Raw genomic sequence first — 21,802 nt, 5'->3', positions numbered from 1 at the left:
GCGGTACCTGTGGGAGCGGCCTTGCGTCGCGAAAGGGCTGCAAAGCAGCCCCAGGATCTCGCAACCAACGAATTCCTTTCAGGCAATCTCGACACAATGCTCGACCATGAGCGGGGGTTCCAAGGGCTGCGCGATGTGGCACTTGAGTATGCGTTTGTGCTGGGTGAGCTGGGTATTGCTTGAGAATGCCGGGGGGCGCGTTGCGCCCCTTTCGCGACACAAGGCCGCTCCTACAGGGGATCGCGTTCTTTTGTAGGAGCGGCCTTGTGTCGCGAAAGGGCTGCAAAGCAGCCCCAGAATCTCGCAACCAACGAATTCCTTTCAGTCAATCATCCCTCGCAGGCGGTTTCGCCGGCTCCTGGTGCAGCCCTGGCAAGTCCTGATCCTTGGGCGGCCCTGGCACCGGCATCGGCGGCAACAGCGGCGCACCCGGCGTGCTGTCGTAGGCCTTGGGCGGCGAGCTCGGCGTGATCTGCGGATAAGGCGTGGGCGTCGGCGTACCGGGGGCACCGGGCACCGGGGTGTTCAGCCGGGGTGGCGTGCCCGCCGCTTCGGCCAGGGGCACGGCGGCGGCGAGCAGCGCGGCGAGGATCGCGTGGAACATCAGCAACCTCCTGTCGGGACCTCTTTACAGGCTACGCCGATATTCAAGTTTTCGCCTGTCCGCCTGCCCCGCAAGCGCGCTAGACTCAATGGCATAACCGTCATCTGCCTGATCAGAACAAAGGAAACACCATGAGTTCGGCTTCCACCTCCGCCGCCACCGCCCGCCTCGACCGCATCCTCGCCGACGCCAAGCGCGACAAGGAGATGGGCTATCGCGACAAAGCCCTGAAAATGTACCCGCACGTGTGCGGCCGTTGCGCCCGCGAGTTCGCCGGCAAGCGCCTGAGCGAACTGACCGTTCACCACCGTGACCACAACCACGACAACAACCCGCAGGACGGCTCCAACTGGGAGCTGCTGTGCCTGTACTGCCACGACAACGAACACTCACGCTACACCGACCAGCAGTACTTCAGCGAAGGCTCGACCAGCACCCCGAGCATCGCCAAGGCCACCCACAACCCGTTCGCGGGGCTGGCGGGCATGCTGAAAAAAGACTGACCGTCACTGCAACCCCCGCTGCCGCCGGCAAGCCCGTATAATCGCGCTCTTTTTTTGCGAAGGGCCCCGGCACGTGGCAAACAAACGGTACAGCTGCATCGGCCTGTTCAACCCCAAGTCTGCGGAGAACGTCGGTTCGGTCATGCGCGCAGCGGGTTGCTACGGCGTCAACTCGGTGTTCTACACCGGCAAGCGCTACGAGCGCGCGCGTGACTTCGTCACCGACACCAAGCGGGTGCACTACGACATTCCGCTGATCGGCATCGACGACCTGCAACGCATCATTCCCCTGGGCTGCACGCCGGTGGCGGTGGAGCTGGTGGATGGCGCCCGGCCGCTGCCTGAATACACCCACCCGGACCGGGCGATCTATATCTTCGGGCCTGAGGATGGCTCGTTGAGCGAGGAAGTGCGCGGATGGTGCGAAGAAACCATCTACATTCCGACCGAAGGTTGCATGAACCTGGCGGCGACGGTGAACGTCGTGCTGTATGACCGCCTGGCCAAGGGGCTGAATACCCGTTCTGGGCCCAAGTTCAAATAAAAAAAAAGGCCGCCACTGCGACAGCAGGGCGGCCGGGTGGTGCTGAGCTCCGTCAGAACAGCACCGGTCTTGCTCAGATCACGAAGCGTTGATCCAGATGGTCTTCAGCTCCGTGTACTGGTCGTGGGCCCAGATGGACTTGTCGCGCCCACCAAAGCCAGACTCTTTGTAGCCACCGAACGGCGTGGTCACATCACCCTCACCGAAGCAGTTGACCGTCACCACGCCCGCGCGGATTTCACGCGACAGGCGCAGCGCATTGCGCAGGCTGCCGGTGTAGGCCGAGGCGGCCAGGCCGTAAACGGTGTCGTTGGCCAGCTCGATCGCTTCATCGATGGTTTCGAAGCTGGTCACGCTCAGCACCGGGCCAAAGATTTCCTCGACGAACAGCTTGTTGTCACGGCCAACGTTGTCGACGATGGTCGGCTGAATGTATACGCCTTGTTCGGCCTCGCCACCCTGGACGACGTCGAGTTTCTGCTCGGCGGCGTATTCCAGGTACGACTTGACCTTCTCGAAGTGCGACTTGCTGACCATGGCGCCCAGGCGGTTGTCCGGATCGAGCGGATCGCCCAGCTTCCAGTCCTTCAGGTGCTTGGCGATCAGGCTCAGCAGCTCGTCCTTGACGTCCTTGTGGACGATAAGGCGCGACGACGCCGAGCAGTTCTCGCCCATGTTCCAGAACGCACCGGCGGTAACGAACTGGGCCACTTCGTCCAGGTCTTCACAGTCGTTCATGACCACGGCCGGGTTCTTGCCACCCAGCTCCAGGACGATGCGCTTGAGGTTGGACTCGGCAGCGTACTTCAGGAACAGGCGGCCGGTGTCGGTGGAACCGGTGAAGCTGACCATCGGGATGTCCATGTGGCGGCCAATGGCTTCGCCCACTTCACGGCCACCGCCAGGCACCAGGTTGAACACGCCTGCAGGAATGCCGGCCTCATGGGCCAGCTCGGCCACGCGCAGGGCGCTGAGGGTGGTTTCCTTGGCCGGCTTGACCACGATCGAGCAACCAGCGGCCAGCGACGGGGCGATCTTCCACGCCAGCATCAGCAGCGGGAAGTTCCACGGCAGCACCAGGCCGACCACGCCGATGGCTTCACGCACCACCATGGTCACGGCGGCGTTGCCGGTCGGGGCCGTGGCGTCGTAGATCTTGTCGATCAGCTCAGCGTGCCAGCGGATGGTGTGGATGGTTTCCGGCACGTCGACGGTCTGGCACTCGCTGACCGGCTTGCCGCTGTCCAGCGCTTCCAGCACGGCCAGCTCGTGGGCGTTGTCTTCGAGCAGCTGGGCGAACTTCTGCAGCACGTGCTTGCGGTCGTTCGGCTGCATCTTCGACCAGGTGCCTTCCTCGAACACGCGCGTGGCCGCGGCCACGGCGACGTTCACATCGTCCACGTCACAGGCGGCAACTTCAGCCAGCTGCTTACCGGTGGCCGGGTTGGTGGTGACGAAGGTGCGACCGGAGATGGCATCGCGGAATTCACCGTCGATGAACGCCTGGGTGCGCAGTTGCAGGTCGGCGGCGATGGCCGCGTATTGTTCCTTGCTCAGCAAATCAGCCATGTTCCCGGCTCCTTATTTGATCTGTGCGATGGTGGCCTTGAGTTCGGTAACCACGCGCTGCAGTTCCTGCTTCTCGGCAGCGTCCAGGTCGGTCAGCGGCTTGCGCACGCCACCGGTGCTCAGGCCGTTCAGGGCGACACCGTTCTTGATGGCCTGGACGAACTTGCCACCTTCGAGGAAGTCCATCAGCGGCATCATGGCAGCCATGATCTTGCGGCCTTTGTCGAAGTCCTTCTCGATCACGCAGGCCTCGTACAGGGCCACATGCTCACGCGGGATGAAGTTGGAGCCGGCGCAGACCCAGCTCTTGGCGCCCCAGGCGAAGAACTCCAGGGCCTGGTCGTCCCAGCCGCACGACAGTTGGATGTTCGGGCGCTTGATGGCCAGGCGGTGCAGCTGGGCCATGTCACCGGAGCTTTCCTTGATGGCAACGATGTTCTTCACGTCGGCCACGGCGTCGAAGAATTCTTCGCCCATGCTCACGCTCATGCGGCCCGGGTAGTTGTAGAGCATGATCGGCAGGCCGGCGGCAGCGTCCACGGCTTTGACGTGCAGGGCGATTTCCTGCTGGGTCGGCAGCGCGTACGGCGGGGTGCCCACCAGCAGCGCGTCGGCCTTGATTTCCTTGGCGTGCTGGGCGAAGGCCACGGCGTCTTCGGTACGGATACCACCGGTGCCGACGATCAGCGGCAGGCGGCCGTTGAGCACGTCCTTGGCCTGGGCGGCCAGTTCGATGCGCTCCTGGGTGGTGTGGGCGTAGTACTCGCCGGTAGAGCCGCCGATGATGACGCCGTGGATCTTCGACTCGACCAGGTATTCGAGCACTTCGGCGAACGCCGCCTTGTCGATCGAGCCGTCCGCAGCCAGCGGAGTGATTGCCGGGGTGTAGATGCCTTCGAATTTCACGGTAGGTTCTCCAGTGCGTTGATCAGTGTTGTAAAGGCCACGGCGGATCGACGACGTGGCGGGTTGTCAGTCAATTCAGCTTAGCGAAGCAGCCTGTTGCAGGTTCAGCGAACGGGTTTCCGGGGCCAGCGCGACCGAGAAGGCCAGGCCGACGAAGGTCACGGCGGCAGCGGCGTACATGGTTGCGCCGATGCCATAGCTGTCCAGGGCGATCGGGACCAGCCAGGTGCCGACTGCGGCACCGATCCGCGACATCGAGGTGCCTACGCCCACGGCGCCAGCCCGGATCTCGGTGGGGAACAGTTCGTTCGGGTACACCAGCTGCAGCACTTGGGCCCCGCCGATGAACAAGGCGTAGGCACCGAACAGCACGAGGATGAGCATCTCGTTGCCGTTGCTGAAGGCGCCAAGGCCCAGCAGTGCCAGCCCCGACCAGAAGAAGCTGTGCAGCAGCGTGGTGCGCCGGCCAATGGTGTTCAGCAGGCGGGTGCCAATGATGCAACCGACCACGAACAGGCAGGTGATGGCCACCGAGCCGATCGCCGCCCAGTCGCCTTTCAGGTTCAACGCACCCAGCACTCTCGGAGCGAAAGCGTAGACGGCGAACACCGGAATCACCGAGCAGGTCCAGAACATGGTGACGAACAACATGCGTTTGCCGTAGCCGGAGTGCAGCAGGCTGAGGAACGACAGCTTGCGGCTCTTCGGCTCCTCGGGGAGGTTCTTCAAGCTGAATCCGTTGCCGTACACATCCTTGATCACCTGCTCGGCCTCAGCCGAGCGGCCCTTGCTGATCAGCCAGCGTGGCGACTCCGGGGTGCCCAGGCGGATGGCAAACAGCAGCGCGCCAATCACCGCGGCGCTGGCCAGTACCAGGCGCCAGGCATCGTCACCACCGTGGCGCAGGATCGCTTCGCCGGCCATATAGGCCGTGGCGGCACCGGCAAACCACAGTACGGTCAGGGTGGCCAGGCGCGGGCCGCGGTTCTTCTTGGGCAGGAACTCGACCAGCAGCGATGTCGCCACCGGGTATTCGATGCCCACCGCAATACCAATGACGAAGCGCAACAGGAACAAGGCCAGCGCCGACTCCACCCAGAACTGCGCAACCGAAGCCACGATGAACAGGGTCGGGCCGACGAAGAACACCCGTTTGCGGCCCAGGCGGTCGGTCAGCCAGCCGCCGAAGAAGCCACCGAAGAAGATGCCGATCAATGCCGAAGCGGCGATCATGCCCTGCCAGAAGCTGGTCAGGCCGAGTCCTGCGGACATCTGCACCATGGCCACGCCGATGATGCTCAACACATAACCGTCGACGAACGAACCACCACCGGAACGCAGGGTCAGCAACTGGTGGAAGTTGTTGATCGGTACATCTTCAATCGAAATATTCGGACTTGTCATTGTTAGTTCCTACCACTTCTTGCTTGCACATATTCAAGGCGAGCGCATCCGCGACACTGAAAACCGCGTTCAGCCCCGGGTGACCGGACTACGCATCTCGATCATCAAATTCGGGCAAAGGGCGCCCGTGCCGGCAAATGACCACCGGCATCAATTTTCTTCCTGTCTACTTCAAAGAACGATCAGCTTTCCTTGCCAGCGCGGAACTGCCCCCACATCAGGTTGGCGTTCAAGCCCAGGGAAACCAAGGGCTGCGGCGGGTTCGCGCAAGGCCCGGGGGCATTGAGCAGAAACTCGATGAGTTCGTTCTTGTCGCCGGCCAGCCAGTCGGCGAGCAACTTGCCGGTGACGGTGCCACGGGTAACGCCCAGGCCGTTGCAGCACAATGCGCCCACCACGTTCGGCGCCAACTTGCCGAAGAAGCCCATATGGTTGCGCGACAAGGCCAGTGCACCGCCCCAGGTATATTCGAAGTTCACGCCCGGCAACATCGGGAAGCGCCGGGCAAAGGATTCGCGGTGGCGCTCGACGAAGCGTTCCAGGTATTTGCGGTTGCTACGCCCGTCCGGGTTGTAGCTGAAGCTGTTGCGGATCAGCAGGCGGTTGTCGACGGTCCGGCGCATGGTGGTGCCAAACGGGTCGGCCGGGATCACGCCCCAGCAAGGTTTGCCGCCCAGGCGCGCCTGTTCGTCTTCGGTCAGCGGGCGGGTGATGCTGCCGTAGGTGAACACCGGCAGCATGCGGCCCTTGAGGAAACCGAAGCTCATGCCGAAGGCGTTGGTGGTGAGTACCAGCTTGTCGGCCGTGATCGAGCCGTTGGCGTGGCGCAGCACCACCTTGTCGCCGTACTCGACGTCGGTGATCGGCGTATTTTCGTAGAGGGAGACGTTGCTCGGCAGGCTGTCGGCCAGGCCTTTCACCAGTGCCGACGGTTGCAGCAGCGCAGTGCCGGGGGTGAACAGGCCCTTGCGGTAGAAGTGCGTGCCGATGTGCTCGGGCAGGTCGCGCCCTTCGATCACTTCATAGGGCTGGCCGAGCTTGTCCAGGCCACGGCGATAGGCATCGAGCACGGCGATGCCGCGGTCTTCGATGGCGGCCTGGTACTTGCCGCAGTGGCGGAACTGGCACTCGATGTCGTAGCGCTCGATCAGTTCCTTGAGGTAAGACTGGCCACCCAGGTTGAGTTTCAGGATGGTCTTGGCGATGTCGATGTCGCCGATGTAGTCCTCGGCGCCAATGTCGTGCGGCAGGTCGATGGCGAAACCGGCGTTGCGCCCGGAGGTGCCGAAACCGACCTCCTGCGCTTCGATCAGGACGATCTCGTCGTTCGGGAAGTTCGTTGCCAGCTGGCGTGCAGCCGCAAGGCCGGTGAAACCGGCGCCGACCACTACCCAACGCGCCTGGCTGTTGCCACTGTGGGCCGGCCTTGGCGTGCGAGGTTTGCTCAGGTGATACCAGCCACAGGTGGCATCATCGGCAGGTAACGAACTTATTCTTGTCATGTCACTAACCTGGTTCTTGTTTCGACGGGTGGTCAGCGCCGCTGGCGGCGACCGGGTAATTCATATCTGAATCGGTACATCCAGCCCTTGCGGTGCGGCGTACTCGGCCATGCGCCGACGCGACAGCTCCATGTGCTCGCGGGCCAGCTGGCCAGCGGCCTGCGCATCACGGCGCTCGATGGCCTCGATGATCTGTTCGTGCTGTTCACAGGCGATCTCGAGGTCCCGCTGCATGTCGTCGGTAGTCGGATGGCGGTAGAAAATCTTGCCCAGGCGGGTATGGTCGATGAGCAGGCGGCGCAGGCTTGGCATCAGGTAATCGTTGTGCGCCATCTTGCCGATTTCCAGGTGGAAGGCGTCGTTGTAGAGCACGCGGTTTTCCACGTCGCGCTCTTCGATGGCCTGGCGGAACTTGGCCTGGATGGCCTTGAGCACTTCGATTTCATCGGCACTGGCGTAGGTGGCGGCCAGCTGGGTGGTGGCCACGTAGATAAGCGGCGCGGCAACGTAGAAGCTGTGCAGCGACTCGTGGTTCATGGCGGCGACGCGAGGCGCGCGGTTGGCTTCCAGCTCGATGTAGCCTTCGGCGGCAATCTGGCGCAGCAGCTCACGGACCGGGGGGCGCGACAGGCCGAACTCGTCGCACAGGGCCAGTTCGTCCACCACGGCGCCCGGGGCCAGTTCCATGCTGAGGATCCGGCGGCGCAGGGCTTCGGCAAGGACGGCTTTGCGGTCCTGCGGCACTTCTGCTGCGAGTGGTTGGACGGTGGCTTTCATGGCGGCCTTCTTTGTTGTCATAGAGCTATGTCTACTATTTGTATAACGACTATATGGCACTGTTAGACAATGTGTCTACAGCAATTTCGATGAACGGTGGAATCACTCAGGGCCCTTGTTTCATAGGGTTTGAGGGCTTTCCAGAGGTGAGATTAAACACCCTCGAGGCTGCATTGCCAAACCGGACAGGTAATTGTCCATACCAGACAAATATGCAAAATGTGCCGGCCCTTTAGCGGGTAAACCCGCGAAAGGGCCGGCACAAACAAAAAAGCCATCTGCATGCAGATGGCTTTATTCGCTTCACTGCGAATCAGGTAACAGCCAATGCCTCCCGCCGGTCATGCCGCTTGCTGGTAATCACTCCCAGCACCAGGATCACCAGCGCCAGGGCCAAGGTCAGCGACACTTCCATCCGGTGTTGCGGCATCACGAACATGGTGCCCAGGGCGAACACGATGAAGCCGATCACCAGGTAGGTCAGCCACGGATAAAGCCACATCTTGAAGGCGATCTCGGCATTCTGCCGTTGCAGGATGGCGCGCATGCGCAATTGCGAGAAGGCGATGGCCAGGTAGACCAGCAAGGCAATCGAACCGGAGCTGGCCAGCAGGAAGGCGAACACCTGGGCCGGCGCGAAGTAGTTGACGATGGTCGCCAGCATGCCGATCAGCGTGCTGCCGATCACCGCCGCACGGGGTACGCCAACATTGGAGGTGCGCTGGATGAAGCCCGGAGCGTCACCGCGCTTGCTCAGCGAATAGAGCATGCGAGAGGAAATGTAGATCGACGAGTTCAGGCAGCTGGCCACCGCCACCAGCACTACCATGTCCACCAGCAGCTTGGCGTACGGAATGTGCATGATTTCCAGCGCGCGCTGGTAGGAACCCTGCACCGGCAGCAGCGGGTCGTTCCATGGCACTACCGAGATGATCACGAAGATCGACAGCAGGTAGAACACGCTGATGCGCCAGATCACCGAGCGGGTAGCTTTGGCGATGTTGCGCGCCGGGTCCTTGGATTCCGAGGCGGCAATAGTCACCGCTTCTGTGCCCAGGTAGCTGAACATGGTGGTGAGCAAGGCACCGATGATCGCCGTCCAGCCGTTGGGCATGAACCCGCCCTGCGCTTCCAGCAGGCGCGGCAGGCCACTGACTTCGCGGCCAGGCAGCACGCCCGCCAGCGCTGCAGCACCGAGGGCGATGAAAGCGACGATGGCGATGACTTTGAGCATGGCGAACCAGAACTCGAATTCGCCGTACTTGGCCACGCTGAACAGGTTGGTGGCGGTCAGCAGCACGGTCATGCTCAGGGCGAAGAACCAGGCATCGATGTGCGGGAACCAGTTGTTGAGCACCACGCCGGCGGCAATGGCTTCGATGGGGATGACCAGTACCCAGAACCACCAGTACAGCCAACCGATGGTGAACCCGGCCCAGCGCCCGATGGCGCGGTCGGCGTAGGTGGAGAAGGAGCCCGTGTCGGGGCTGGCGACCGCCATTTCCCCCAGCATGCGCATCACCAGCACCACCAGGGCACCGGCCAGCGCATAGGCGATGATGGCTGAAGGCCCTGCGGCGGCGATGGCGTGCCCGGAGCCGATGAACAGCCCGGCGCCGATCACCCCGGCGATGGAGAGCATGGTCACGTGGCGTTGCTTGAAGCCTTGCGCCAGCTGATTGCCGGCGCCACTCGCGCTTGTCATTGTCATCCTGATCCCTGCTGTTGTTCTTTTGTGGAGGGGGACGTGAAGCTCCTGGGTCGAAACCCAGCGTGGATGAGCTTCGCGCGGGGACAAGTTAATCCTGCGTGGGCGCGCTTCAGTTGCCCGTAGCCGCCAGGCAATTGGCCAGACCGGACATCGGCACGGGTGCAATGCCCATTGCAGAGCCTTCGTGACCGCCGGGCGCTGCGAATGAACGCCGGCAGCGACGGGCGGGTCAGCTGCTTACATTCCACAAGGAGAACTTGCCATGCTCGATATCCATTCCGCTCCGGGGTCGCGGGAGCACAATGTCCATGGCCTTGAACGCGCCGGCTCGCTGGCCGGAGGGGCACTCATGTTCAGCAAGGGATTGCGCCACGGCGGCCTGATCGGGTTGTTGCAGATGGTGGTGGGCGGCCTGGCGGTGGCCCGCGGCGTCAGCGGGCATTGCTCGACCAAGGCCTGGTGGCTGCGGCATCGGCAGGAATATCACCGCCTGCGCTCGGATATCCAGCGCAGTGCGGCGGAACTGGAGGCTCTCAGGGCCAGTGCCGAAGCGGCTACCAGGGGCGTGACAGTGACCGGTGGCTGAGTCCTGGTTTAGCCGTGCCGGCCTCTTCGCGGGTAAACCCGCTCCCACAGGTAAAGCGTTACCTTCAGGATTTTCACTTTCCTGTGGGAGCGGGTTTACCCGCGAAGAGGCCGGTGCAGGCTAGCGCAGGGCTTTGCTCTGCAGCACGTCGGAGCGGCGCCCCAGCACATTCTCGCTGATCTGCACGAATTCCTCGGTGCTCACGCTGGGCAGGCGCATGAGCGCCCGCGTCACGTCGTCCAGCGAGCGCTTGGCCTGGGTATGGATGCGAATTTCCTTGTCCAGCGCCTGCAACAACATCACCCCTCGAGCCACTTGGGCGGGGCTCGCGTGCTCGGCGCGCAGCTGGGTGACTTTGCCGCCCTGCTTCTGCAAGCGTGCCTGCCATACCTCATAGCGGTCGTCACTGATGCCTCCGGCACGGCGCAACAGCTCGGTGGCGTAGTACTCGGTCAGGCCCTGGCCCAGCCAGTCGCTGTTGTCTCGCACGCGAATCTGCGCAAACAGCTGCACCAACGCGCGCAGCAGCGGGCTGCTGCCATTTTCGCTGACCATCGGCCGGCTGCTGTGCAGGTAGATCGAACCGTCGCCCGTCATCGCCCCGCGCCACATGCCATCACGAGCCCCCACCAGCAGCAGCTTGGTCGGGTTGCGCGGGAACACCGCCTGCAGTTGCGGCCAGACAAAGGTCAGCAGGGTCAGGCTGTCCATCCGCCGCATGCCCTGCCCCACTGGCGCGGCCACGGTCACGTCGGTCTCACCGAGGCGAGCACGGCGGCTGCCAAGGTCGCCGGCCAGCATCCAGCCGGTCGGGCGGTCGAACAGGCGGGACACGTTGTCGATACGGAACTTGTCCTTGCCGACGCGTGGCCAGGACGTTTCGATGCTCTTCCAGCCCTCCGGCAAGTCTACTGTCAAACGCGCCACCAACTCGGTACCGTCCTGCTGGTCGAGGCGTGCAGGCGGCACCAGCTGATCGCCGAGGAACAGCGCCCAATGCGGGGTGATACGTGAGGAGTAGGCGCCGCTGCGCAGCTTTTGATCCAGCTTCACCCGGTAACTGAGGCTGGTCTTGCCCGCTGCCGGGTGCCACACACCGCGCTGGCCCTGCTGCTGCCACTGGCCATCGGCCTGGAAGCCGCTGTAGGCGTCAGCCTTGCCCAGGTCGAAATCCAGACTGCGCACGGCGCTGCCTTCGGCCAGGGTCAGGCGTACTTCGGCCTGGCCATTGGCAGGCAACAGGCGCACCTGGTAATCGAGGTCGACTTTTTTCGCCCAGGCCGGCGAACAGGCCACAAGCCCGAGGAGCAACAACAATTGGCAACGCATGGCGAAACTCCTTGTTCCTCAGCGGCGACCGGTTCGCCGTTCAGCTGGCGCGGAAAATCAGGTGGTCTTCCCAGTCGTCTTCATCCACATCATGTTCACTGAGCATACGCCCCGATTGCGAGATGCGTTGTTCATGTACCTGCTTGCGGTCACCGCACACCAGGTGATGCCACTCAGGTAGATCCTTGCCCTCGCTGATCAGGCGGTAACCACAGGTGCTCGGCAGCCATTTGAACTGGTCGGCCTTGCCCGGGGTGAGCTGGATGCAATCCGGCACATGGGCGAAGCGGTTGGGGTAATCGCCGCACTGGCAGGTTTCGAGGTCGAGCAGCTTGCAGGCGATGCGCGTGTAATAGACGCTGTTGTCGTCTTCGTCCTCGAGCTTTTGCAGGCAGCAAAGGCCGCAGCCGTCGCACAGCGACTCCCACTCTTGCGGGCTGAGTTGTTCGAGGGTCTTGCGCCGCCAGAACGGCGCGCTGTCAGCGATCATCACACGGAGTTCCTGCATTCATCTTCAGGCCGCGGCGCGCGGCGGCGCCAGTCTAGAGCCTGGCCTTCGGCAACGCCAGACCGCTTGTCAGTGCCAGGCACACGCAGTAGCGTGCGTGCTTTGCCATCCACGTGCAGGAGCAGCCATGAGTGCCACCCCCCGTATTGCCGATTACGCCATCAACGAGCAGTTCATCAACCGCTGGTCGCCCCGCGCCTTCACTGCCGAACCGATCAGCGAAGAGACCCTGCTGAGCTTCCTCGAAGCGGCCCGCTGGGCACCGTCGGCCTATAACTCACAGCCTTGGCGCTTCCTTTATGCACGCCGCGACACGCCGAGCTGGGAGCGTTACCTGAGCCTGCTGGTGCCGTTCAACCGCAGCTGGGCGCAGCAGGCGTCGGCGCTGGTGCTGATCATTTCCAAGACCACTTTTGCCGCGCCGGGCTCGACGGAAGAAAAGCCGGCGTTGTGGCACACCTTCGATACCGGTTCCGCCTGGGGGCACCTGGCGCTGCAGGCCAGCATCAGCGGCTGGCACACTCACGGCATGGCCGGCTTCGACCAGGCACTGGCGCGCCAGGAGCTGAAGATTCCCGAAGGCTATGAGCTGCATGCCATGGTGGCGATCGGCAAGCTGGGCGACAAGGCCAGCCTGGACGAAGCGCTGCAGGCGCGTGAAGTACCAAGCCCGCGCCGGCCGCTGAGCGAGCTGGCGGTTGAGGGTGATTTCAGCCTCTGATGCTGCAAGCTGCAAGCTGCAAGCTGCAAGCTGCAAGCTGCAAGCTGCAAGCTGAACTCTCTTGTAGCTTGTAGCTTGAAGCTCAGTACCCCCGGGCGAAATCCACTTCGCCGCGCAACCCCTGCCCCTCTGCATACGCCCGCACATTCTCGGCAAACAATCGCACCATCGCCGCCGGCGAGGTGGGCGCCGAGCTGTGCCCGGTCAGCAACAACCCCCAGGCGGTCCAGAACGGATGCCGTTGCGGCAGCGGTTCCTGCCGGCACACGTCGATCACCGCCCCGGCCAGGTGCCCCTGTTTCAACGCCTCGACCAGGTCGGCATCGACCACCGCCGCGCCCCGCCCCGCGTTGATGAACAACGCCGTGGGCTGGAAGCACTGCAACAGCGCCGCGTCATACAGGTCATGGGTCGCGGGCGTGTCCGGCAGCAGGTTGATCACGTAATCTACCTGCCCGACCATGCGCGGCAGGTCCGGCAGCGCCGCCACTTCGACGAAAGGCGCCTGCTCGCGGGCAGTGCTGGCGATGCCGTACAGGGTCACGCCAAACGGCACCAGAAACTCGGCCACCCGCTGGCCGATATCGCCGGTACCGACGATCAGCACCTTGCGCCCCTCCAGGCTGCGCCCCGGGCGCTCATCCCAGCGTCGCTCGACCTGGCTGACCAGGCGGGACAGCACTTCACGCTCGTGGCCGAGCATGTAAGTCAACATATACTCGGCCATCACCTGGCCAAAGATGCCCACGGCGCGGGTCAGGCGATAATCACGCGGCAGTCCCTCGGCCAGCAGCGGCGTGATGCCGGCCCAGGTCGACTGCATCCACTGCGGCTTGTGGCCCTGACGCAGCAAGCTCGCCAGCAAGTCTGGCTGGCCCAGCCAGACCGGGCACTGCGGTGCCTGGCGGGCCAGTTCGGCGGAGTCGCCGCTGGTCAGGATTTCCAGTTCCGGCAAGGCTTCGCGCAGCAATGCGGCGTATCGAGCATGCTCATGCTCTGCGATCAGTACACGCATGATCAGACCGGGTCGTTACGGCGCAGCAGCTCTTCGGGCAAGTGCTCGATGTACTCGTCCTCGGCTGGCGGCATCTGCAAGTGATAGCCCTGGCTCTCGAGGTTTTCCAGCACCTTGGCGATGTCCTCGCGGGCCAGTTGGCGCTCCGGGGTCAGCACCAGGTCGAAGGCGTGCACAGGCTTGCCGAAAAAGGGCAGCAGCCCCTCCGGCACGCGCTCCAGGCCATCGGCCTTGAGCACGTAGAGGTACATCTCGTTCTTGCGCGGGCTCTTGTAGATCGAGCAGATACGTTTCATTGCTTCTCTCCGGCGCCTGCGAGGTCGTCGAGCAGGGCCTGGCCCATCCGCTCACGGCGCCAGCCGCGCAGCGAATCGGGCAGTTGGTAGGGGCCGTTGGGGTAGCCGCTCTTGAGCAGGGCTTCCAGGGCTTTCTTGCGCAGCATCAGCTCGGGGGCGATGCCCAGGCGCTCGCCTTCGGCCTGGCCGATGGCACGCAGGCGCTTGAGGATACCGGCGGCCTCGATCGGCAGCGGTTCGGGCAGCGGCTCTGGCCATTGCTCGGGCGGCTGGCTGGCGGCGCGCTTGATCAGCTCGAGCAGGCAGGCGCCGTCCTGGCGGATGGTGCGCGGGTGCATTTCTTCGATCCTGGCCAGGGCTGAAAGGTTGTCCGGCTGACTTTTGGCCATGGGCCACAGCGAGTGCTCCTTGAGGATGCGGTTGCGCGGCACGTCGCGGCTTCGCGCTTCACGCTCGCGCCAGGCGCACAGTTCGCGCAGCACCGCCAGCTGCTGGCGGCCCAGCTTCCAGGCGAGCTTGGCGTCGCGATACAAGGTCTCGGGCTCGACTTCACGGCGCAGCGCGGCCACCAGTTCGGCGCCATCGTCCAGCACCCAGGCATACTTGTCGCCGGACAGGCGTGGCTGCAGGGCAGCGAACAGTTCGGCCAGGTGCACGGCATCTTCGGCGGCGTAGCTGACCTGAGTTTCCGACAGCGGGCGCTGCAGCCAGTCGGAGCGGGTTTCGCCTTTGGGCAGCTCGATGCCCAGCACTTCCTGCACCAGGCGCGAATAACCCATGGAGAAGCCCAGGTTCAGGTAACCGGCCGCCAGCTGGGTGTCGAACAACGGTTGCGGCAGCTTGCCGGTCAGGCGCAGCAGCACTTCAAGGTCTTCGCTGCAGGCGTGCAGCACCTTGACCACGCTGCTGTCGTCAAGCAGTTCGCCCAGCGGCTGCCAGTTGCCGATCAGCAGCGGGTCGATGAGGAAAGCCCGCTGCCCGTCGCCGACCTGGACCAGACCGGCTTTGGGGTAGAAGGTGTCGACCCGCATGAATTCGGTGTCGAGCGCCACGAAGGGCAGTTCGCGCCATTTGCGGCAGTGTTCGGCCAGGGTCTGGTCGTCATGGATCCAGTGAATTTCGATGGCCACAAGGCTCTCCCACATACATTGGCGCGCAGTATATACGGCGCAAGCCCTGGTGGTGAAACCTGCGCCATTCGCGGATTGGATGAACGGCTTTCAGCGCTGGGCTGCCAGCCACGGCCGGCAGCTGGCGAACATGTCCAGCGACTGCTGGTAGACCTCGGTGTGCACCTGCAGCAGGCCCAGCATCGAGTGGAACAGGTTGTCCTGCGACAACGGTGCATCGCTGAGCTTGGCCAGGCAGTCGGTGTCGATGCCGAAATCCTCCTTGTAGCTGTCGGAGAACCAGGTCAGCAGGGGTACGTGCTTCTGTTGCTCCGGGGCAATGGCATAAGGCGTGCCATGCAGGAACAGGTTGTACTCGCCCAGGGACTCGCCATGGTCGGACAGGTAGATCATCGCCGTGTCGACCTTGTCCTGTTTGCTGCGCAGGGTATCGATCAGCGAGGCAAGCACCTTGTCAGTGTAGGCCAGGGTATTGTCGTAACCGTTGATGATTTCCTGCTCGCTGCACTGGTTCAGCGCGTTGCTCTGGCACACCGGGGTGAAGCGCTCGCCGCCCTTGGGGTAGCGCTTGAAGTACTCGGGGCCATGGCTGCCCATCTGGTGCAGCACCAGCACGGTGTCCTGGTCGAGGTTGTCGATCAGCTCGCCCAGGCCCTGCAGCAGGATTTCGTCATGGCACTCGCCGCTGGCGCACAGCTGCGGGTCCTTGAGGTTGCTCACGTCGATGAACTGCACGCGGTCGCACGTGCCTTTGCACCCCGACTGGTTGTCGCGCCACTGCACGGCCAGGCCGGCACGCTGAAGAATGTCCAGCAGCCCTTCGCGGTTCTTCGCCACACGGGCGTCGTAGTCCTTGCGCTGCATACCGGAGAACATGCACGGCACCGACACGGCGGTTTCGGTACCGCACGAATGCACATCGGTGAAACTCAACAGGCCCTGTTCCTTGGCAAGCTTCGGGGTGGTATCGCGGTCGTAGCCCAGCACGCCGAAGTGATCGGCCCGAGCACTTTCGCCAACCACCAGCACCGTCAGCGACTTGCGCGCATGCTTCTGCCAGGCCAGATCCCGTCTGGCATCTTCGCCATATTGCTGGAACGGGCGCGATGCCGTGCCGACGCGCTCGCTGACATAACCAATGGACGCGCCGACGATGTTGCTTGGGGTGAGCATCAGGCGCAGTTCGTGGTGGTTGCGAAACAGCGACGACAGGCCCTGATAGTTCACCAGCGCCACCGAACCAAGTGCCACCACGCAGGAAGCGCTGACCACCAGCTTGCCCAGCACCTCACGGTGCCAGGGGCGATAGGCGATCGGTGCTTTCCACAGCAATAGCGACGGCAATACGCCGAGCAACAGAATATAGGCAGCGAACTTCAACGACATCAAATCGCGCACTTCCGCCACATTGGTTTCGGCCATATTACGGAACATGCCCGAATCAATAAGCACACCGTATTGATTCATGAAGTAAGCGACACCCGCGCCACTCATGAACAAGAGGATCAACAGCGGTTTCAATACATAACGGAAGGCAAACAGCGTCAATACCAGATTGAACGCGAACAGCATCAGCACGGCGAATGCCAGGATCAGCCAGAGCCCCGACAAGCCGGCGGGCACCACTTCTTGCAGGTGCTCCCAGAGAAACAGGTTGAGACCGACCAGCAGGTAAACGCTGGCCAACAGCGTGACCCATTCAGTCCGCAGGGATTTGAAGTTGAGCATCGGCATTCACAATCAAGAGTGGTTATCAGCGCCCACACCTGAGAGCAGCATGGGAAAGTTGGCCGAACTTTAGAAAGTGCACCATCAATTTTTTGTGAAAAAGACGGTAACAAATTCGTAAGCCGATGCTTTTTTCCAGCTTGAATCAACTTCATTCAGCATACGTTCAGCCGGGCAGACGCAAGGGCCAGGCATGGAGATGGATGCGACAACCTACCCAGCCCCCTCCTTCGCAAAGGCGGCTATCCTCAAAGGTCAGGACCTTACTGACCAACCCTGACAGAGGTGAAGAAATGCCAGTTCCGCATGATCTGCTCGCTGACCTGCACGTTACCGCTGACGATTTCCAGGCGCTCATAGACAAGGACCAGGACCTTCACAAGCTGCACAAGGAATACAACGCCAAGGACAAGGAGGTGCTGGCCGCCGAGGCCAACGGCACCAACGACGAGGCGGTCAACCGCCTGCGCAAGGAAAGGCTGCTGCTCAAGGACAAGATCGAGCGGATCATCCATCCGCCCAAGGCCTGATCGATGCCATAGACATGCACGGCCCCTGTGGGAGCGGCCTGGTGTCGCGAAAGGGCTGCGCAGCGGCCCCTAGGTTTCAGCGTTGAAGTAAAGATTGCCGGGGCCGCTTGGCGGCCCTTTCGCGACACAAGGCCGCTCCCACAAGAACGCGTTCCTGCTAGCCAATCGCTGAAGCTTTCAGCGCCCCATCCAGATCTTCGATCAGGTCTCGGTAATCCTCGATCCCCACCGACAACCGCAGCAGGTTCTCGCTGATCCCCATCTCGCCCTTCTGCGCCGGGCTCAACGAGTTGTGCGACATGCTCCAGGAGTGGTTGATCATGCTCTCCACCCCACCCAGCGAGTCGGCCAGCACGAAGATCTGCAGCGCCTCGACCAGCCGGTTGAGCGCTGCGCGGTCACCCCCTCTGACCTTCATTGCCACCACTGCCCCGCCGCTGCGCATCTGCCGCTGGCACAACGCGTGTTGCGGGTGACTTTCCAGCCCCGGGTAGAACACCTGCTCGACCTGCGGATGGCCTTCGAGAAAGCGCGCCACCTGCAGCGCGTTGGCGCACTGGCGCTCCATGCGCACATCCAGGGTCTTCAACCCGCGCAGGGCCAGGTAGCAGTCGAACGGCCCCTGGATCGCCCCGACCGCCATGCTGATCTTGCGCAGCCGTGTCAGCAGCGGGTTACTGGCTGCGACCACCACGCCGCCGGTGAGGTCGGAATGGCCGCCGATGTACTTGCTCGCCGAGTGCATCACCAGGTCTACGCCGAGGGTGATTGGCCGCTGGTTCCACGGCGAGCAGAAGGTGTTGTCGATGCAGGTGAGGATGCCGCGGGCGCGGGCCAGATCGCAGACCGCCTTGATGTCCACCAGGTGCAGCAACGGATTGGTCGGTGACTCGATCCAGATCAACTGGGTCTCGGGCCTGATCGCAGCCGCCACCGCCTCGACGTCATTGAGGTCGACATAAGTGGTGGTCAGGCCCGAGGTGCGCCCGCGGTAGTCCTCGAGGATGCGGAAGGTGCCGCCGTAGACGCCGTTCATCACCACCACGTGGGCGTCCTTGGGCAGCAACTCGAGCACCGTGGCAGTGGCATTCACACCCGAAGCGCACGCCACCGCGCCCACGCCCTCCTCCAGCGCTGCCACACAGCTTTCATAGGCATGCCGGGTCGGGTTGCCAACACGGCTGTAGGCATATTCGGGGTGATCGTCGAGGCTGCGCTTGATGTACGAGCTGGCGGTGTAGATCGGGGGGAAGATGGCGTTGTCGGCAACGCTGAACTGCTCGCCGGCGTGAATGGTACGGGTGGCGAAATTACGCGGCTTGTCGGACATGGTCAGGCCCATTGGCAGGATTCAGGCCTGCAACTATGGCAACAACCGCAAGCGCCGGCAATGCCGGACGCATTGGGGAAAGTTTCCCAAGCCTGGAGTATTCTGGGGAATATTTTTCTCGACGGTTTGACCCGCCATGGACACTTTCGACCAACACATCCTCACCCTGCTGCAGCGTGACGCCTCGATCTCGCTCAAGGACCTGGCCGAAGCGGTCAATCTGTCGACCACGCCGTGCTGGAAGCGGGTCAAGCGCCTGGAAGAAGAAGGCTACATCCTCGGCCGTGTCGCCCTGCTCGACCCCGAGCGCCTGGGCCTGGGGCTGACCGTGTTCGTCCAGCTCAAGACCCAGCGCCATGACAGCGTTTGGCTGGAGCAGTTCGCGACGACGGTGAAGGGGTTCGAGGAAGTGATGGAGTTCTACCGGATGTCCGGGGACTGGGACTACATGCTGCGGGTGGTGGTGGGCGATATCGCGGCGTACGACCGGTTCTACAAGAAGCTGATCACCTGTACCGACGGGTTGTCGAACATCACCTCCAGTTTTGCCATGGAACAGATGAAATACACCACAGCTTTGCCGGTTCATAGATAGCGGGGCCGTTTTGCGGCCCTTCCGCGACACAAGGCCGCTCCTACAGGGGATCGCTTTTCCTGTAGGAGCGGCCTTGTGTCGCGAAAGGGCTGCAAAGCAGCCCCAGCAGTCCCCACTCAATCCGAAGCCAGCACCGCCTCGATCCGGTTCCCGGCCTTGGCCTTCTCCAGCCTGATCGCAATGAACTTGGACGTCGGCGTGTAAGTCCCCTCGCCATAACTCTCCAGCGGCACCAGCGGGTTGGTCTCCGGGTAATACGCCGCGGCCTGGCCATCCGGAATGTCATAAGGCACCAGGCGGAAGCCCGACACCCGCCGCTCCACACCATCCTCCCATAGCGACACCAGGTCCACCTGCTCGCCCGGCTCGAAGCCCAGGCGGCGGATGTCCGCTTCGCTGACGAACACCACTTCGCGCAGGCCGAATACCCCGCGATAGCGATCATCGAGCCCGTACAGCGTGGTGTTGTACTGGTCGTGCGAGCGCATGGTCTGCAGGATCAGGTCCGGCTTGTCGCCCCGCGCCAGCACCTTGGCGTTGATCAGCTCCTCCGGCAGCGCATGGTGCATGAAGCGCGCCTTGCCCGTCGCCGTGCGGAAGTTGCGCTGGGCCGCGTTGTTGCCCAGGTGGAAGCCACCCGGGTGCTGCAGGCGCTGGTTGAAGTTGGCGAAGCCCGGGATAACGTCGGCGATCATGCTGCGAATACGGTTGTAGTCGGCAACGGCGTATTCCCAGTCGATCGGCTGGTTGCCCAAGGTCGCCTTGGCCATGCCGGCGACGATCCACGGCTCCGAGCGCATGTGCGGCGAACGGGGGCGCAACTGGCCATTGGAGATGTGCACCATGCTGAAGGTGTCTTCCACAGTCACGCCTTGCGGCCCCTCGGCCTGCAGGTCGATTTCAGTACGGCCCAGGCACGGCAGGATCAGCGCATCGCGGCCGGTGACCAGGTGCGAGCGGTTGAGCTTGGTGGATATCTGCACAGTCAGCGCGCAGTTGCGCAGCGCCGCGTGGGTGCGCGGGGTGTCCGGCGTGGCCTGGGCGAAGTTGCCGCCCAGGGCGATGAACACCTTGGCCAGCCCCTCTTCCATGGCCTTGATAGCCAGCACCGCGTTGTGCCCGTGGGCACGCGGCACGCGGAACTTGAAGCGTTTTTCGATGGCGTCGAGCAGCGCCGCCTTGGGCTTCTCGTCGATGCCCATGGTGCGGTCACCCTGCACGTTGCTGTGACCGCGCACCGGCGACAGGCCGGCACCCGGTTTGCCCACGTTGCCACGCAGCAGTTGCAGGTTGACGATTTCCTGCACGGTCGGCACCGAATGGCGATGCTGGGTGACGCCCATGGCCCAGCACATGATCACCCGCTCGGCCTTGCGGTACATGCGCGCTGCCAGCTCGATCTCGGCCAGGGTCAGGCCCGACTGCTTGACGATGTGCGCCCACGAGGTGGCATCCACCGCCGCCAGGTAGTCGTCGAGGCCGCTGGTGTGCTCGGCGATGAAGGCGTGGTCGAACACCGCAGGCTCGCCCTTGGCCTGGGCTTCGCGCTCCCACTGCAAGAGGAACTTGGCGATACCGCGCATGGCCGCCATGTCGCCGCCCAGGGCCGGGCGGAAGTAGGCACTGGTGGTTGGCTCGGAGCCGTTGCTGAGCATTTCGAACGGGTGCTGCGGGTGCTGGAAGCGCTCCAGGCCACGCTCCTTGAGCGGGTTGAAGCACACCACCTGGGCACCGCGCTTGACCGCCTCGCGCAGCGGTTCGAGCATGCGCGGGTGATTGGTGCCGGGGTTCTGGCCGATGACGAAAATCGCGTCGGCCAGCTCCAGGTCATGGAACACGACCGTGCCCTTGCCCACCCCCAGGGCTTCAGACATGCCGGCGCCGCTGGCTTCATGGCACATGTTCGAGCAGTCGGGGAAGTTGTTGGTGCCATAGGCACGGACGAACAGTTGGTAGAGGAATGCTGCCTCGTTGCTGGCACGGCCCGAGGTATAGAACTCGGCCTGGTCGGCCGAGTCGAGCGCGCGCAGGTGTTGGGCGATCAGTTCGAATGCTTCTTGCCAGGTGGTTTCGACATAGTGGTCGGTGGCCGCGTCGTAGCGCATCGGGTGGGTCAGGCGCCCTTGATATTCGAGCCAGTAGTCGGTCTGGTCGAGCAACGCGCTGACGCTGTACCTGGCGAAAAAGGCCGGGTCCACCGAGCGGCCGGTGGCTTCCCAGTTCACCGCCTTGGCGCCGTTTTCGCAGAACTTGACCATCTCGCCTTCCGGCGACTCGCCCCAGGCGCAGCCCGGGCAGTCGAAGCCACCGTTCTGGTTGGTCTTGAGCATGGCCCGCAGGTTCTTGAAGGCGTTGTCGCTGCCCAGCCAGCTCTTGGTCACGCTCTTCAGCGCGCCCCAGCCGGCGGCGGGGCCCTTGTAGTCCCTGATGTGTTGATCCTGGCTCATGCGGTCAATCCTCACGCTTCGATGCTTTCTTCCAGCGTATGGACCCAGCGATAGAGCCGTCCAATCG

At 63.2% G+C, this 21,802-nt stretch carries 22 protein-coding genes; 7 read left to right on the top strand and 15 right to left on the bottom strand.

Annotated features, from left to right (window positions below; all coding sequences use genetic code 11):
- Positions 1 to 183: hypothetical protein (locus tag ACIPW4_RS25975; RefSeq protein WP_400663203.1), on the top strand; the 183-nt coding region annotated here is incomplete at its 5' end.
- A 142-nt stretch (positions 184 to 325) separates the two neighbouring features.
- Here the strand turns inward: ACIPW4_RS25975 and ACIPW4_RS25970 are convergent.
- Entirely contained in the window at positions 326 to 604 is a 279-nt protein-coding gene (locus ACIPW4_RS25970; RefSeq protein WP_400663200.1) for a hypothetical protein, read from the bottom strand.
- A gap of 131 nt (positions 605 to 735) precedes the next feature.
- Here ACIPW4_RS25970 and ACIPW4_RS25965 point away from each other — a divergent pair, with 131 nt between their 5' ends.
- Positions 736 to 1,107, top strand: a complete 372-nt coding sequence (locus ACIPW4_RS25965) for a YajD family HNH nuclease (RefSeq protein ID WP_060510327.1) — start codon at positions 736 to 738, stop codon at positions 1,105 to 1,107.
- A gap of 73 nt (positions 1,108 to 1,180) precedes the next feature.
- Positions 1,181 to 1,651 carry an RNA methyltransferase gene (locus ACIPW4_RS25960; protein ID WP_060510325.1) on the top strand — a complete coding sequence of 157 codons (471 nt, stop codon included), beginning with the start codon at positions 1,181 to 1,183 and terminating at the stop codon, positions 1,649 to 1,651.
- A 78-nt stretch (positions 1,652 to 1,729) separates the two neighbouring features.
- On the opposite strand, the gene ACIPW4_RS25955 is transcribed toward ACIPW4_RS25960, so the two are convergent.
- The 6 genes from ACIPW4_RS25955 to gabP all read right to left on the bottom strand — a co-directional run bounded on the left by ACIPW4_RS25955 (position 1,730) and on the right by gabP (position 9,520).
- Positions 1,730 to 3,220, bottom strand: a complete 1,491-nt coding sequence (locus ACIPW4_RS25955) for an aldehyde dehydrogenase (RefSeq protein ID WP_400663197.1) — start codon at positions 3,218 to 3,220, stop codon at positions 1,730 to 1,732.
- Between the two features lie 12 nt (positions 3,221 to 3,232).
- Complete coding sequence (locus ACIPW4_RS25950; RefSeq protein ID WP_400663194.1) at positions 3,233 to 4,126, bottom strand: dihydrodipicolinate synthase family protein; 894 nt, start codon at positions 4,124 to 4,126, stop codon at positions 3,233 to 3,235.
- Positions 4,127 to 4,201: 75 nt separating this feature from the next.
- Positions 4,202 to 5,530 (bottom strand): MFS transporter, encoded by a 1,329-nt coding sequence (locus ACIPW4_RS25945; RefSeq protein WP_400663192.1) that lies wholly within the window; start codon positions 5,528 to 5,530, stop codon positions 4,202 to 4,204.
- A 182-nt stretch (positions 5,531 to 5,712) separates the two neighbouring features.
- Positions 5,713 to 7,032 (bottom strand): NAD(P)/FAD-dependent oxidoreductase, encoded by a 1,320-nt coding sequence (locus ACIPW4_RS25940; RefSeq protein WP_400663189.1) that lies wholly within the window; start codon positions 7,030 to 7,032, stop codon positions 5,713 to 5,715.
- A gap of 60 nt (positions 7,033 to 7,092) precedes the next feature.
- Complete coding sequence (locus ACIPW4_RS25935) at positions 7,093 to 7,809, bottom strand: GntR family transcriptional regulator (RefSeq protein ID WP_400663186.1); 717 nt, start codon at positions 7,807 to 7,809, stop codon at positions 7,093 to 7,095.
- A 313-nt stretch (positions 7,810 to 8,122) separates the two neighbouring features.
- Entirely contained in the window at positions 8,123 to 9,520 is a 1,398-nt protein-coding gene (gene gabP / locus ACIPW4_RS25930; protein WP_400663183.1) for a GABA permease, read from the bottom strand.
- A 262-nt stretch (positions 9,521 to 9,782) separates the two neighbouring features.
- On the opposite strand from gabP, the gene ACIPW4_RS25925 reads away from it, so the two are divergent.
- Complete coding sequence (locus tag ACIPW4_RS25925) at positions 9,783 to 10,106, top strand: DUF2892 domain-containing protein (RefSeq protein ID WP_400663181.1); 324 nt, start codon at positions 9,783 to 9,785, stop codon at positions 10,104 to 10,106.
- A 120-nt stretch (positions 10,107 to 10,226) separates the two neighbouring features.
- On the opposite strand, the gene ACIPW4_RS25920 is transcribed toward ACIPW4_RS25925, so the two are convergent.
- On the bottom strand, positions 10,227 to 11,435 hold the full coding sequence (locus ACIPW4_RS25920) for a hypothetical protein (RefSeq protein WP_400663179.1): 1,209 nt from the start codon (positions 11,433 to 11,435) through the stop codon (positions 10,227 to 10,229).
- 40 nt (positions 11,436 to 11,475) lie between these two features.
- Positions 11,476 to 11,925, bottom strand: coding sequence for a YcgN family cysteine cluster protein (locus ACIPW4_RS25915; RefSeq protein ID WP_400663177.1), 450 nt, complete (start codon positions 11,923 to 11,925; stop codon positions 11,476 to 11,478).
- A gap of 145 nt (positions 11,926 to 12,070) precedes the next feature.
- On the opposite strand from ACIPW4_RS25915, the gene ACIPW4_RS25910 reads away from it, so the two are divergent.
- Positions 12,071 to 12,664: a nitroreductase family protein gene (locus ACIPW4_RS25910; protein WP_400663174.1), complete on the top strand. Its 594-nt coding sequence runs from the start codon at positions 12,071 to 12,073 to the stop codon at positions 12,662 to 12,664.
- 82 nt (positions 12,665 to 12,746) lie between these two features.
- Here the strand turns inward: ACIPW4_RS25910 and ACIPW4_RS25905 are convergent, their stop codons facing one another.
- The 4 genes from ACIPW4_RS25905 to ACIPW4_RS25890 form a co-directional block, all read right to left on the bottom strand.
- The gene (locus ACIPW4_RS25905) at positions 12,747 to 13,679 is read right to left on the bottom strand and encodes a D-2-hydroxyacid dehydrogenase (RefSeq protein WP_400663171.1); all 933 of its coding nucleotides are present in this window, start codon (positions 13,677 to 13,679) and stop codon (positions 12,747 to 12,749) included.
- Between the two features lie 2 nt (positions 13,680 to 13,681).
- Positions 13,682 to 13,975: a YcgL domain-containing protein gene (locus tag ACIPW4_RS25900; protein ID WP_400663170.1), complete on the bottom strand. Its 294-nt coding sequence runs from the start codon at positions 13,973 to 13,975 to the stop codon at positions 13,682 to 13,684.
- Complete coding sequence (gene rnd, locus ACIPW4_RS25895; RefSeq protein WP_400663168.1) at positions 13,972 to 15,105, bottom strand: ribonuclease D; 1,134 nt, start codon at positions 15,103 to 15,105, stop codon at positions 13,972 to 13,974. The genes ACIPW4_RS25900 and rnd overlap by 4 nt, the downstream gene beginning before the upstream one ends.
- A gap of 90 nt (positions 15,106 to 15,195) precedes the next feature.
- Positions 15,196 to 16,833 carry a phosphoethanolamine transferase gene (locus ACIPW4_RS25890; protein ID WP_400663165.1) on the bottom strand — a complete coding sequence of 546 codons (1,638 nt, stop codon included), beginning with the start codon at positions 16,831 to 16,833 and terminating at the stop codon, positions 15,196 to 15,198.
- Positions 16,834 to 17,126: 293 nt separating this feature from the next.
- On the opposite strand from ACIPW4_RS25890, the gene ACIPW4_RS25885 reads away from it, so the two are divergent.
- Entirely contained in the window at positions 17,127 to 17,363 is a 237-nt protein-coding gene (locus ACIPW4_RS25885) for a YdcH family protein (protein ID WP_400663163.1), read from the top strand.
- Between the two features lie 157 nt (positions 17,364 to 17,520).
- Here ACIPW4_RS25885 and ACIPW4_RS25880 read toward each other — a convergent pair whose 3' ends face one another.
- Positions 17,521 to 18,705, bottom strand: a complete 1,185-nt coding sequence (locus tag ACIPW4_RS25880; RefSeq protein ID WP_400663161.1) for a trans-sulfuration enzyme family protein — start codon at positions 18,703 to 18,705, stop codon at positions 17,521 to 17,523.
- A 124-nt stretch (positions 18,706 to 18,829) separates the two neighbouring features.
- Here ACIPW4_RS25880 and ACIPW4_RS25875 point away from each other — a divergent pair, with 124 nt between their 5' ends.
- Positions 18,830 to 19,288, top strand: a complete 459-nt coding sequence (locus tag ACIPW4_RS25875) for an Lrp/AsnC family transcriptional regulator (protein WP_400663159.1) — start codon at positions 18,830 to 18,832, stop codon at positions 19,286 to 19,288.
- 116 nt (positions 19,289 to 19,404) lie between these two features.
- Here ACIPW4_RS25875 and ACIPW4_RS25870 read toward each other — a convergent pair whose 3' ends face one another.
- Positions 19,405 to 21,735 (bottom strand): FdhF/YdeP family oxidoreductase, encoded by a 2,331-nt coding sequence (locus ACIPW4_RS25870; RefSeq protein ID WP_400663157.1) that lies wholly within the window; start codon positions 21,733 to 21,735, stop codon positions 19,405 to 19,407.
- Positions 21,736 to 21,802 lie beyond the last annotated feature (67 nt).

The sequence above is a fragment of the Pseudomonas sp. NPDC089996 genome (assembly GCF_044748405.1).
In the GTDB taxonomy this organism is placed as follows: Bacteria; Pseudomonadota; Gammaproteobacteria; order Pseudomonadales; family Pseudomonadaceae; genus Aquipseudomonas.
Note: the sequence above shows the minus strand (reverse complement) of the source record. Positions and strands in the feature narration are given on the sequence as shown.

Excerpts from the sequence above, each read along its gene's own strand:
- ACIPW4_RS25970 (WP_400663200.1), bottom strand. The coding sequence starts at position 604 with ATGTTCCACGCGATCCTCGCCGCGCTGCTCGCCGCCGCCGTGCCCCTG.
- ACIPW4_RS25965 (WP_060510327.1), top strand. The coding sequence starts at position 736 with ATGAGTTCGGCTTCCACCTCCGCCGCCACCGCCCGCCTCGACCGCATC.
- ACIPW4_RS25955 (WP_400663197.1), bottom strand. The coding sequence starts at position 3,220 with ATGGCTGATTTGCTGAGCAAGGAACAATACGCGGCCATCGCCGCCGAC.
- ACIPW4_RS25945 (WP_400663192.1), bottom strand. The coding sequence starts at position 5,530 with ATGACAAGTCCGAATATTTCGATTGAAGATGTACCGATCAACAACTTC.
- ACIPW4_RS25940 (WP_400663189.1), bottom strand. The coding sequence starts at position 7,032 with ATGACAAGAATAAGTTCGTTACCTGCCGATGATGCCACCTGTGGCTGG.
- ACIPW4_RS25935 (WP_400663186.1), bottom strand. The coding sequence starts at position 7,809 with ATGAAAGCCACCGTCCAACCACTCGCAGCAGAAGTGCCGCAGGACCGC.
- gabP (WP_400663183.1), bottom strand. The coding sequence starts at position 9,520 with ATGACAATGACAAGCGCGAGTGGCGCCGGCAATCAGCTGGCGCAAGGC.
- ACIPW4_RS25925 (WP_400663181.1), top strand. The coding sequence starts at position 9,783 with ATGCTCGATATCCATTCCGCTCCGGGGTCGCGGGAGCACAATGTCCAT.
- ACIPW4_RS25920 (WP_400663179.1), bottom strand. The coding sequence starts at position 11,435 with ATGCGTTGCCAATTGTTGTTGCTCCTCGGGCTTGTGGCCTGTTCGCCG.
- ACIPW4_RS25915 (WP_400663177.1), bottom strand. The coding sequence starts at position 11,925 with ATGATCGCTGACAGCGCGCCGTTCTGGCGGCGCAAGACCCTCGAACAA.
- ACIPW4_RS25910 (WP_400663174.1), top strand. The coding sequence starts at position 12,071 with ATGAGTGCCACCCCCCGTATTGCCGATTACGCCATCAACGAGCAGTTC.
- ACIPW4_RS25905 (WP_400663171.1), bottom strand. The coding sequence starts at position 13,679 with ATGCGTGTACTGATCGCAGAGCATGAGCATGCTCGATACGCCGCATTG.
- ACIPW4_RS25900 (WP_400663170.1), bottom strand. The coding sequence starts at position 13,975 with ATGAAACGTATCTGCTCGATCTACAAGAGCCCGCGCAAGAACGAGATG.
- ACIPW4_RS25890 (WP_400663165.1), bottom strand. The coding sequence starts at position 16,833 with ATGCTCAACTTCAAATCCCTGCGGACTGAATGGGTCACGCTGTTGGCC.
- ACIPW4_RS25885 (WP_400663163.1), top strand. The coding sequence starts at position 17,127 with ATGCCAGTTCCGCATGATCTGCTCGCTGACCTGCACGTTACCGCTGAC.
- ACIPW4_RS25880 (WP_400663161.1), bottom strand. The coding sequence starts at position 18,705 with ATGGGCCTGACCATGTCCGACAAGCCGCGTAATTTCGCCACCCGTACC.
- ACIPW4_RS25875 (WP_400663159.1), top strand. The coding sequence starts at position 18,830 with ATGGACACTTTCGACCAACACATCCTCACCCTGCTGCAGCGTGACGCC.
- ACIPW4_RS25870 (WP_400663157.1), bottom strand. The coding sequence starts at position 21,735 with ATGAGCCAGGATCAACACATCAGGGACTACAAGGGCCCCGCCGCCGGC.